Genomic DNA, 10,651 nt, shown 5'->3' with positions numbered 1-10,651 from the left:
ATATAAAAGTGAGATGAATAGTTGAAAATTCAGAGCAGTATTTCTATTGAATTTATAATAATTATTAAGAATATCTTAAAAAATGATATGTGACAGGTGGAGTAGTCAACTTATGTAGACTATTCTTCTATTGATTAGTTCATTAACAAAAAGCTATTTTTCTCGGAATGATATGTTGCATTGTTGCTCTTGATGAGTACAATTGCGGCTACCTGATGCGAGGTGTTGGTTAATTTGTTGTTAAACTCTGGTTTACACGGTTAATAATGTTATCGCACGTAGAGGTGCAATTATAAAAAGTAACTTCCGTTGGGGTGATGCCAATGAACGGGAATGAAAGGTGTAATTGCCGAAGTAAATTGTATATCTAAGCAATTTGCTGGGGTTGTGCTCAATAGGTACAACACTGCCATAGTCTTAATTTTAAACTATGGAGCGCTACTGTAGGGTTGGGTGAAGTGTTCACTTCCCTTTCGCTTAGTTCAACATGAGCTTGGTCAGCCGTATCAAGTTTGTCTGCAGTAGATCTCTAGCCAAATAAAAAACTGGTTTTTGAAGATCATGAATTTAATAGATTTTGCAACATCACCTTTATCTTTGCTTCCGCCCCTTGTGGCTTTGAGCCTTGCTATTGTTACCCGCCGTGTATTGGTTTCTTTGGGTGTCGGTATCATCATGGGTGCGATTCTACTTGCTGATTACTCAGTAGGTAACGCAGCTAGCTACGTGTTTACTAAAGCATCTGGTGTTTTCATCGAAGATGGTGGCATCAACACTTGGAACATGAGCATCATTGCATTCCTAATTATTCTTGGAATGACAACGGCATTATTAACACTGTCTGGCGGTACTCGCGCATTCGCGGAGTGGGCACAGTCTCGCGTTAAGAGCAAACGTGGTTCAAAACTACTTGCTGCTTTCTTAGGTGTATTCATCTTTGTTGATGACTACTTTAACAGCCTAGCGGTTGGTGCTATCTCTCGTCCTGTAACAGACCGCTTCTATGTATCTCGCGCTAAGCTTGCTTATATCCTAGATTCAACTGCTGCTCCTATGTGTGTGATCATGCCTGCTTCTAGCTGGGGTGCTTACATCATCACGATCATTGGTGGCATCTTAGTGACACACGGTGTGACAGAGTATTCTGCACTGGGTGCTTACGTTCGTCTTATCCCAATGAACTTCTACGCTGTATTCGCACTACTAATGGTGTTCGCAGTAGCATGGTTCGGTCTAGACGTTGGTAAGATGCGTGAGCATGAGATCGAAGCATCTCAAGGCCGTGGCTTTGAAGGTGACAACGATCAAAAGCAAGCTCACGATCTAAACGAAGAGTTAGATATCGAAGAGAGCGAAAACGGTTCAGTTTCTGATCTTGTTATGCCAATCGTATCGCTAATTGTAGCGACAGTGGCTGCAATGCTTTACACAGGCGGCCAAGCGCTGGCTGCTGATGGCCAAGCATTCAACCTTCTAGGCGCATTCGAAAACACGGATGTAGGTAAGTCTCTTGTTTACGGTGGTGTTATTGGCTTACTAGTAGCACTAGCGACAGTATTCAAGCAAAAGCTATCTATGACTGATATCGCAAGAACAATGTGGATCGGTGCTAGCTCTATGTTTGGCGCGATTCTGATTCTTGTGTTTGCATGGACTATCGGTTCTGTTATCGGCGACATGAAAACGGGTTCTTACCTATCGTCTCTAGTAACAGGCAGCATTGATTACCACTGGTTACCGGTTATGTTGTTCCTTCTAGCGGGCGTTATGGCGTTCTCTACAGGTACATCTTGGGGTACGTTCGGTATCATGCTACCAATCGCGGGTGATATGGCTGCAGCATCGGATATCGCACTGATTCTTCCAATGCTAAGTGCGGTTCTAGCGGGTGCAGTATTTGGTGACCACTGTTCTCCAATCTCAGATACGACGATTCTGTCTTCTACTGGTGCTCGTTGTAACCACATCGACCACGTCTCGACTCAGCTTCCATACGCGTTGTCTGTAGCGTTCGTATCGTGCATTGGTTTCATCACTCTAGGTATGACATCTTCAATTGGCATCGCATTTGGCGCAGCGTCTCTAACGTTTGTTGCTGTATGTTTTGCATTGGCTTACTTCTCTCGCTGCAAAATGGCGACGTGCAAAAGCTAAAATTGAAAGTTAATCAGTAAACTATCAGGGAGGCGTTTGCCTCCCTTTTTTGTGCCTGTTAATTTAATTTTAAGTTTCGTGAAAAAAGTTCGAATAAATGGTTGAAAAAGGATGTCAGCTTAGTTAGTGTGGAGACAAGACAGCAAACAACCTAAGAGCTGATAAGTATGCGTAAATTAGTAATGAACATTCATCACCATCATCACCCTATCTAGTCTTTCGGGGAGATTTACGTATACCCGGGAGCAAGATTACTCCCGGAGGTTAAGTCAAAAGAATTTAGATTTAAACCCTCGGGATGACAAAGTCCCCGAGGGTTTTTTAGTTTTAGCGATTTTAAATAATCAATAAATTCAAACATTTGCACAGGGATACAGCAATGCAGACACAACGCCTAAGAATCGCAATTCAAAAGAAAGGTCGCTTAAGTAAAGAGTGCCAAGACCTACTTAAAAAATGTGGTGTTAAATTTAATATCATGGGTGAGCGCCTAGTGGTTCACTCACTAAATATGCCAATCGACTTGTTACTCGTTCGTGATGACGACATCCCAGGTCTTATCATGGATGGTGTAGTTGACCTTGGTTTCATCGGTGAAAATGAACTAGAAGAAGTTCGTCTAGATCGTGTTGCTCTTAAAGAGCCTTCAGAGTTCCGCACACTACGTCGTTTAGACTTCGGTGGTTGCCGCCTTTCAATCGCTATTAATAAAGACGAAGAATACAACGGCCCACAAGACTTAGCGGGCAAACGTATTGCGACAACCTACCCACAACTACTTAAAGCCTACATGGACGAGCAGGGTGTTGAGTTCAGCACTTGTATGCTAACAGGTTCGGTTGAAGTCGCGCCTCGCGCTGGCCTTGCAGACGCTATCGCTGATTTAGTTTCTACAGGTGCAACGCTTGAAGCGAACGGCCTAAAAGAAGCAGAAGCTATCTTCCAATCGAAAGCAACACTGATTCAACGTGTTGGCGACTTCGACGCAGACAAGACCGCACTGATTGAAAAACTACTGACTCGTATGCAGGGTGTTCAACAAGCGAAAGAGTCGAAGTACATCATGCTTCACGCGCCAACCTCTCAACTAGAGCAAATCAAAGCACTACTGCCTGGTGCTGAAGATCCAACGGTTCTTCCTCTATCTACAGACAAAGACAAAGTTGCCGTGCACCTAGTAAGTACAGAGAACTTGTTCTGGGAAACAATGGAACAGCTGAAAGAGTTGGGTGCAAGCTCGATTCTAGTATTACCAATCGAAAAAATGATGGGGTAGTGACGATGAGAACCGTTGTTTGGCAATCTTTAAGTGAATCACAGCAAGACTCGGTATTAGAGCGTCCAGCTATTACTGAAGGTGCAAACATCACAGCGACTGTTTCTGATGTTATTGCAAAAGTACGAAATGAAGGCGATGCCGCGCTTAAAAAGCTGACTGCAAAGTTTGATGGTGTAACTCCAGAATCTATCCGAGTCAGTTCGGGTGAGATTGAAGAGGCGTGTGCTCGTCTAACACCAGAGATGAAGCAAGCGTTAGAGCAAGCTTATAGCAACATTGCTAAGTTTCACGAAGCTCAAAAGCCGCAGCCAATTAAGGTTGAGACACAGCCTGGTGTTGTGTGTGAGCAAGTGACGCGCGCGATTAATACTGTTGGCCTTTATATTCCCGGTGGCAGTGCGCCACTACCGTCAACGGTTCTTATGTTAGGTGTTCCTGCTCAAATCGCAGGTTGTCGTAAGGTTGTGCTTTGTTCACCTCCGCCAATCGCTGATGAAATCTTGTATGTCGCTAAGCTTTGTAAGATCGACGAAGTTTACAACGTTGGTGGTGGTCAAGCGGTTGCAGCAATGGCTTACGGTACCGAGAGTGTGGCTAAAGTCGATAAGATCTTCGGCCCAGGTAATGCCTACGTTACGGAAGCAAAGCGCCAAGTGAGTAATGACTTCCGCGGAGCAGCTATTGATATGCCAGCTGGCCCATCTGAAGTGTTAGTGATTGCTGATGAAACGGCTGATGCAGACTTCATTGCAGCGGATTTGTTGAGCCAAGCGGAACACGGGCCTGACTCTCAAGTAGTATTGGTAACTCCATCTCCAGTGGTTGCAGACCAAGTAACAGAAGCGGTTCAAAAGCAACTGAAAGAACTGTCTCGTGCGAACATCGCTCAGCAAGCATTGGCTTCAAGCTTAATCATCATTGCTGAATCGATCACTCAAGCGATTGCGATTTCGAATTTCTACGGTCCTGAGCACTTGATCGTTCAAACCAAGAACCCACGTGAATTGCTGCCATTGCTAGATAATGCAGGCTCAATTTTCCTTGGTGACTGGTCTCCAGAATCTGCAGGTGACTACGCATCCGGCACAAACCACGTTCTTCCGACTTACGGTTATACCAAGACGTATTCAAGCCTAGGTTTGGCTGATTTCTCTAAGCGAATGACGGTGCAGGAGCTAACAGCCGATGGGTTGAAAGGCCTAGCGCCAACAGTAGTAACAATGGCGGAAGCCGAAGGTTTGGATGCACACAAACGCGCTGTGACTATCCGAGTTGAAAAGTTAAATAAAGCGAAATAAGGGTAGGGCATGGAAAAGTTAGCAAGAAAACAAGTTCAGGCTCTAACACCTTACTTGTCTGCAAGACGCATAGGCGGTACTGGTGATGTATGGCTAAACGCCAACGAATCTCCGTTTGATAACGAGTACAACCTGAACTTGTCTCGTCTTAACCGTTACAGCGAATGTCAGCCAAAAGAGCTGATTGATGCTTACGCTCAATACGCAGGCGTGAAATCAGAGCAAACTCTGACAACGCGTGGTGCTGACGAAGGTATTGAATTACTGATTCGTGCTTTCTGTGAGCCGAACGAAGACGCTATTCTTTACTGCCCACCCACTTACGGTATGTACGCAATCAGTGCAGAGACGATTGGTGTTGAGCGTAAGGTTGTGCCTCTGACTTCTGAATGGCAATTGGATCTTCCAGCTATCGAAGCTCAGCTCGACAACGTAAAAGTGGTGTTTGTTTGTAGCCCAAATAACCCAACCGGTAATTTGGTTGATCGCAAAGACATCATCAAGTTGCTTGAAATGACACAAGACAAAGCGATTGTGGTGATGGATGAAGCGTATATCGATTTTTGTCCAGAAGCGTCAACCGTTGATTTGCTTGAGCAATATCCAAACCTAGCGATTCTGCGCACCTTGTCGAAGGCCTTTGCTCTGGCGGGCTTACGTTGTGGCTTTACGCTAGCGAACAAAGAGCTTATCGATGTACTGTTGAAAGTGATTGCTCCTTATCCAGTGCCAATCCCTGTTGCTGACATTGCCGTTCAAGCACTTTCAGAGCAAGGACTCGCGCGAGCTAAGTTCCAAGTTCTGGATTTAAGTGCTAACCGAGCGTATTTGCAGGCGGGTCTATTAGGTATGCCTCAAGTGACGGTTTTTGATGGCTGGGGTAACTACTTACTGGTGAAATTCCCGAACGGCGATGAGTTATTTAAAGCGGCTTGGGATACGGGCATTATTTTGCGTAATTCACCTATTGAAGACTGTGTTCGTATTAGTATTGGTAACCGCGAAGAGTGCGAAAAGACACTTGGATTCATTCGTAACTTTTATCAGTAACGAAAGGCTTACCAGTAATAACATTTGCCAGTTTGAGTTGATTAATCGCAGATTGGCAAGTGAAACCAATATTTTGGGTTAGCGTTTGATTTTAGCTAGGCCACCAGATTTAAAATTAAAAGGAAGTTCAAGTGAGTAAACAACAGAAAATACTTTTTATAGACCGTGACGGCACCTTAATTGTAGAGCCGCCAGTTGACTTTCAAGTAGATCGTTTAGACAAGCTAAAATTCGAACCGCGAGTAATTCCTAGCCTACTTGCACTGCAAGACGCTGGTTACCGTCTAGTGATGGTGACTAACCAAGATGGTCTAGGTACCGATAGCTACCCACAAGAAGATTTCGATGCACCACACAATATGATGATGGAGTTCTTCGAATCTCAAGGCGTTAAGTTTGACGACGTGCTTATTTGCCCTCACTTTGACGAAGACAACTGCTCTTGCCGTAAGCCTAAACTGGGTATGGTTAAAGAGTACCTACAAGGCGGTAAAGTCGATTTCCAACACTCTGTTGTGATTGGCGACCGAATGACGGATCTTCAACTGGCAGAGAACATGGCTATCCGCGGTATTCAATATGGCCCGGATGCGGAAACTGAAGGCACGCTTAACTGGCCACAAATCGTTAAAGATCTGACGGTTAATGCGCGTATTGCTGAAGTAGTTCGTACTACTAAAGAAACCGATATCAAGGTTGCAGTAAACCTTGATGAAACCGGTGGCAACAAGATCGATACCGGCATGGGTTTCTTCGACCACATGCTTGATCAAATCGCGACACACGGTGGTTTCCAAATGAACCTGACTGTGAAGGGCGACCTGCACATTGATGATCACCACACAGTCGAAGATACCGCTCTGGCTTTAGGCCAAGCATTGAAAGATGCACTAGGCGACAAACGTGGTATTGGCCGTTTTGGTTTCAGCCTACCAATGGATGAGTGTTTGGCTCAGTGTGCGTTAGACCTTTCTGGTCGTCCATACCTGAAGTTCGATGCTAAGTTCAGCCGTGAGCAAGTGGGTGATCTTTCAACCGAGATGGTGGTTCACTTCTTCCGTTCTCTAACTGATACATTGGCTTGTACGCTACACCTTTCTTCTGATGGCAATAATGATCACCACATCATTGAGAGCCTGTTCAAAGCGTTTGGCCGTACTCTTCGCCAAGCAATCAAAGTTGAAGGTAACGAGTTACCAAGCAGCAAAGGCGTTCTGTAAGGGTTCGGTATGAAAGAGCAAAAAGTCGTTATTATTGATACTGGTTGTGCCAACGTTTCATCGGTGAAGTTTGCGATTGAACGTCTGGGCTACGCAGTTGAAATTTCAAAAGAACCAGAAGTTGTTCTTGCTGCCGACAAGCTATTCCTACCCGGTGTAGGTACAGCAAGTGAGGCAATGAAGAACCTGCAAGAGCGTGACCTTGTTACCCTTGTCAAGCAAGTTGAGAAGCCTCTGCTGGGTATCTGTTTAGGTATGCAGCTGTTAGGCAAACTGTCTCAAGAGAAAGGTCAAAAGGCTGATGAGTTAGTTGAATGCCTAGGTTTGTGTGATGGCGAAGTTCGTTTACTTGAAACGGGCGACTTACCATTACCACACATGGGTTGGAACACAGTAACAGCAACGCCTAATCACCCGCTATTTAAAGACATTGAAGAAGGCGAATACTTCTACTTTGTTCATAGCTTCGCAATGCCAGTGGGCGACTACACAATCGCACAATGTGATTACGGTAATCCGTTCACTGCGGCGGTTCAAAGTGGCAATTATTATGGTGTTCAGTTCCACCCAGAGCGATCTTCGAAAGCTGGCTCTAAGCTGATTCAGAACTTCTTGGAATTGTAATAAGGATTAGGCAGCGGCTAACGTTGCCATATAAGGAATGTAAATGATTATTCCCGCGTTAGATTTAATTGAAGGCCAAGTAGTTCGCTTATTCCAAGGAGACTACGGGCAAGTAACAGAATACAAAGTAGACCCAGCAGAGCAGTTTAATCTGTACCACCAAGCTGGCGCTGGCTGGCTGCACCTTGTTGACTTAACGGGCGCAAAAGACACAACGGCTCGTCAGTTAGACTTGATTGCTAAGCTCCTTGCTAGCACGCCTGCGAACATCCAGATTGGTGGTGGCGTGCGTAACGAACAAGATGTCGTTGATCTGCTAGAAGCTGGCGCACAGCGCGTTGTGGTTGGTTCTACAGCCGTTAAGCAACCTGAGTTGGTGAAAGGTTGGATGGAGAAGTATGGCGCGGAAAAAATCGTGCTGGCTCTAGACATCAACATTGATGAAAGCGGCACACGTAAAGTGGCGATTTCAGGTTGGCAAGAAGATTCAGGTGTGACTATTGAAGCGCTGATTGAAGACTACCTCACGGTTGGCCTTAAACACGTGCTGTGTACCGATATTTCACGTGACGGCACGCTAGAAGGATCAAACGTAGAGCTCTATGTTGATCTTTGTAAGCAGTACCCACAAGTGCAATTCCAATCATCGGGCGGCATTGGCAGCCTAGCTGATATCGAAGCGCTTAAAGGCAGCGGTGTTGCGGGTGTGATTGTGGGTCGTGCGCTACTTGATGGCAAGTTTACCGCAGAGGAGGCATTTGCATGTTGGCAAAGCGAATAATCCCTTGTTTGGATGTCCGTGACGGACAAGTGGTTAAGGGCGTTCAGTTCCGTAACCACGAAATTATTGGTGACATCGTTCCGCTAGCACAACGCTATGCAGAAGAGGGCGCCGATGAATTGGTATTTTATGACATCACCGCATCAAGTGATGGCCGTGTGGTCGATAAAAGCTGGGTGAAACGCGTAGCTGAAGTGATCGATATCCCTTTCTGTGTCGCTGGTGGTATTAAATCAGCAGAAGATGCAGCGCGCATTCTTGAGTTTGGTGCGGATAAAGTGTCAATCAACTCACCGGCATTGGCTAATCCACAGCTGATTACTGACCTTGCTGATAAGTTTGGCGTTCAGTGTATCGTTGTCGGTATCGATTCATACTTCGACAAAGAAACCGGTAAATATCAGGTTTACCAATTTACAGGCGATGAAGCGCGTACTAAAGCAACCAAATGGGAAACCAAAGATTGGGTGCAGGAAGTACAGAAGCGTGGCGCAGGTGAGATTGTGTTAAACATGATGAACCAAGATGGCGTTCGTAACGGCTATGATATCGATCAGTTAAACATGGTGCGTGAAGTGTGTAATGTGCCATTGATTGCCTCTGGTGGCGCTGGTGCAATGGAGCACTTTGCTGAAGCTTATAAAAAGACCAACGTGGATGGAGCACTTGCGGCTTCGGTATTCCACAAACAAGTCATCAATATTGGTGAACTTAAACAGTATTTAAAACAACAAGATGTAGAGGTGCGACTATGAGTTTTGAACCCGTAAGCTTATCAAAAACAGAAGTAGGCGCATTGTCAGAGCGTATTAACTGGGAAAAAGTAGATGGCTTAGTGCCAGCGATTGTTCAAGATTACCAGTCAAGCCAAGTGCTAATGATGGGATACATGAACCCAGCCGCACTTGAGAAAACGGGTGAAACTGGCAATGTGACGTTTTTCTCTCGCACAAAAGAGCGTCTTTGGACGAAAGGTGAAACGTCGGGCAATGTATTGCAACTGCAAAACATCGCCTTGGACTGTGACAGCGACACCTTACTGGTTAAAGTTAATCCCATTGGTCCAACGTGCCACACAGGTACAACAACGTGTTGGGATGGAGACAAGCAAGAAGAGTCTCAGATGGTGTGGCTTCATCAGCTTGAGCAGCTATTGGCTGCCCGCAAGGACGCCGATCCTGAATCTTCTTATACTGCCAGTCTATATGCCCGTGGCACCAAGCGTATTTCGCAAAAAGTGGGCGAAGAAGGCGTTGAAGTCGCGCTTGCGGCGACGTCGGGCGATAAGGCGGAGTTAGTGTGTGAATCAGCAGATTTGATTTACCACCTAATGGTTCTTCTTCAAGACCAAGGCTTATCGATGGATGATGTGGTAAACAAGCTGAAAGAGCGTCATAAGTAAGCTCTCTTTAGATTAATAGAACCGCGTAAAAGACAGACAAAAGCCCCGCAAACAAACATGTTTACGGGGCTTTTTAGTTTTTTAGTTTTTTAATTTTCAAGATTTCAAGATTTCAAGATTTCAAGATTTCAAGATTTCAAGATTTCAAGATTTCAAGATTTCTAAGCCCTACGTCACTTTTCTAACCTCTGACTTTGCGTCATTCCGAGGAGCCTAAGCGACATCAGGAATCTCTTCTCTTAATCTGACTTCTTAGTCGAACGAGTTACCCGCAGCACTTCTTGTATTTCTTACCACTGCCACAAATACACGGATCATTACGGCCGATTTTAAAGCTCTCAACGGTTTGATTTAAGCGTGGGTCAATTTCTGGTTGTGTAGTTTGTTCCTGCTCTGGGAAGGTACCATCAATGTAGTACCAAAGACCGTCTTCACGTATAAAGCGAGAGCGTTCTTGCATGCAGTATTGTGCGCCTTCTTCATTGAAGTAAGCTTTAAACTCAACAAAGCCTTCGTCTTGGTGCGAGCCTACCGCAGTATCGATGACTTCTAGTCCTGCCCAATCACTGTTGATAGATTCGGCAATACCTTCTCTTTGCGCTTCTGCGTTGCAGCTAGGGTGGTAAGTCGCAACAACATAGTCAACTAAACCAAACACGTGCGCTGAATAACGAGAGCGCATCAACTGTTCAGGCGTTTCAACAGCACTGTGGTGAAGGTGCGCTGATTCACAGCACTGTTGGTAAGTATTTTTGCTACCGCATGGGCATAAAGACATAGTCAGATCCTGTAAAAATGGCCTCTATTAAGAGGCCATAAGTGAATGCGTGGGAGTTTACCAAG

At 45.2% G+C, this 10,651-nt stretch carries 10 protein-coding genes, 1 riboswitch and 1 other annotated feature; of the genes, 9 read left to right on the top strand and 1 reads right to left on the bottom strand.

Annotated features, from left to right (window positions below; genetic code table 11):
* The first annotated feature begins 271 nt into the window (after nt 1-271).
* Nucleotides 272-449: riboswitch (Lysine riboswitch) on the top strand.
* 112 nt (nt 450-561) lie between these two features.
* The 9 genes from AB4512_RS07755 (at nt 562) to hisIE (ending at nt 9,808) form a co-directional block, all read left to right on the top strand.
* Nucleotides 562-2,154 carry a Na+/H+ antiporter NhaC family protein gene (locus tag AB4512_RS07755; RefSeq protein ID WP_017060263.1) on the top strand — a complete coding sequence of 531 codons (1,593 nt, stop codon included), beginning with the start codon at nt 562-564 and terminating at the stop codon, nt 2,152-2,154.
* 190 nt (nt 2,155-2,344) lie between these two features.
* Nucleotides 2,345-2,480 (top strand) — a sequence feature (His leader region).
* Nucleotides 2,481-2,533: 53 nt separating this feature from the next.
* On the top strand, nt 2,534-3,430 hold the full coding sequence (hisG, locus tag AB4512_RS07750; protein ID WP_017060264.1) for an ATP phosphoribosyltransferase: 897 nt from the start codon (nt 2,534-2,536) through the stop codon (nt 3,428-3,430).
* A complete protein-coding gene (hisD, locus tag AB4512_RS07745; protein ID WP_017065318.1) occupies nt 3,430-4,731 on the top strand; it encodes a histidinol dehydrogenase in 1,302 nt (433 codons plus the stop codon). Before hisG ends, hisD begins: the two co-directional genes overlap by 1 nt.
* Before the next feature lie 9 nt (nt 4,732-4,740).
* Complete coding sequence (gene hisC, locus AB4512_RS07740; RefSeq protein ID WP_017060266.1) at nt 4,741-5,781, top strand: histidinol-phosphate transaminase; 1,041 nt, start codon at nt 4,741-4,743, stop codon at nt 5,779-5,781.
* Nucleotides 5,782-5,912: 131 nt separating this feature from the next.
* Nucleotides 5,913-7,001 (top strand): bifunctional histidinol-phosphatase/imidazoleglycerol-phosphate dehydratase HisB, encoded by a 1,089-nt coding sequence (gene hisB / locus AB4512_RS07735; RefSeq protein ID WP_017060267.1) that lies wholly within the window; start codon nt 5,913-5,915, stop codon nt 6,999-7,001.
* Between the two features lie 9 nt (nt 7,002-7,010).
* Nucleotides 7,011-7,625, top strand: a complete 615-nt coding sequence (hisH, locus tag AB4512_RS07730; RefSeq protein WP_017060268.1) for an imidazole glycerol phosphate synthase subunit HisH — start codon at nt 7,011-7,013, stop codon at nt 7,623-7,625.
* 43 nt (nt 7,626-7,668) lie between these two features.
* Nucleotides 7,669-8,406, top strand: coding sequence for a 1-(5-phosphoribosyl)-5-[(5-phosphoribosylamino)methylideneamino]imidazole-4-carboxamide isomerase (gene hisA / locus AB4512_RS07725; protein ID WP_012604374.1), 738 nt, complete (start codon nt 7,669-7,671; stop codon nt 8,404-8,406).
* Nucleotides 8,388-9,161, top strand: a complete 774-nt coding sequence (hisF, locus tag AB4512_RS07720) for an imidazole glycerol phosphate synthase subunit HisF (protein ID WP_017060270.1) — start codon at nt 8,388-8,390, stop codon at nt 9,159-9,161. Before hisA ends, hisF begins: the two co-directional genes overlap by 19 nt.
* Entirely contained in the window at nt 9,158-9,808 is a 651-nt protein-coding gene (gene hisIE / locus AB4512_RS07715; RefSeq protein ID WP_017060271.1) for a bifunctional phosphoribosyl-AMP cyclohydrolase/phosphoribosyl-ATP diphosphatase HisIE, read from the top strand. The genes hisF and hisIE overlap by 4 nt, the downstream gene beginning before the upstream one ends.
* 265 nt (nt 9,809-10,073) lie before the next feature.
* On the opposite strand, the gene AB4512_RS07710 is transcribed toward hisIE, so the two are convergent.
* Nucleotides 10,074-10,586: a YchJ family protein gene (locus AB4512_RS07710; protein ID WP_372174712.1), complete on the bottom strand. Its 513-nt coding sequence runs from the start codon at nt 10,584-10,586 to the stop codon at nt 10,074-10,076.
* Nucleotides 10,587-10,651 lie beyond the last annotated feature (65 nt).

The organism is Vibrio sp. 10N.222.52.B7 (assembly GCF_041474275.1).
GTDB lineage: Bacteria > Pseudomonadota > Gammaproteobacteria > Enterobacterales > Vibrionaceae > Vibrio > Vibrio crassostreae_C.
This window is presented reverse-complemented; position numbering and strand designations above follow the sequence as displayed.

Coding starts and splice junctions, on each gene's coding strand:
- hisA (WP_012604374.1), top strand. CDS start 7,669: ATGATTATTCCCGCGTTAGATTTAATTGAAGGCCAAGTAGTTCGCTTA.
- hisIE (WP_017060271.1), top strand. CDS start 9,158: ATGAGTTTTGAACCCGTAAGCTTATCAAAAACAGAAGTAGGCGCATTG.
- hisC (WP_017060266.1), top strand. CDS start 4,741: ATGGAAAAGTTAGCAAGAAAACAAGTTCAGGCTCTAACACCTTACTTG.
- hisF (WP_017060270.1), top strand. CDS start 8,388: ATGTTGGCAAAGCGAATAATCCCTTGTTTGGATGTCCGTGACGGACAA.
- AB4512_RS07755 (WP_017060263.1), top strand. CDS start 562: ATGAATTTAATAGATTTTGCAACATCACCTTTATCTTTGCTTCCGCCC.
- hisH (WP_017060268.1), top strand. CDS start 7,011: ATGAAAGAGCAAAAAGTCGTTATTATTGATACTGGTTGTGCCAACGTT.
- hisG (WP_017060264.1), top strand. CDS start 2,534: ATGCAGACACAACGCCTAAGAATCGCAATTCAAAAGAAAGGTCGCTTA.
- AB4512_RS07710 (WP_372174712.1), bottom strand. CDS start 10,586: ATGTCTTTATGCCCATGCGGTAGCAAAAATACTTACCAACAGTGCTGT.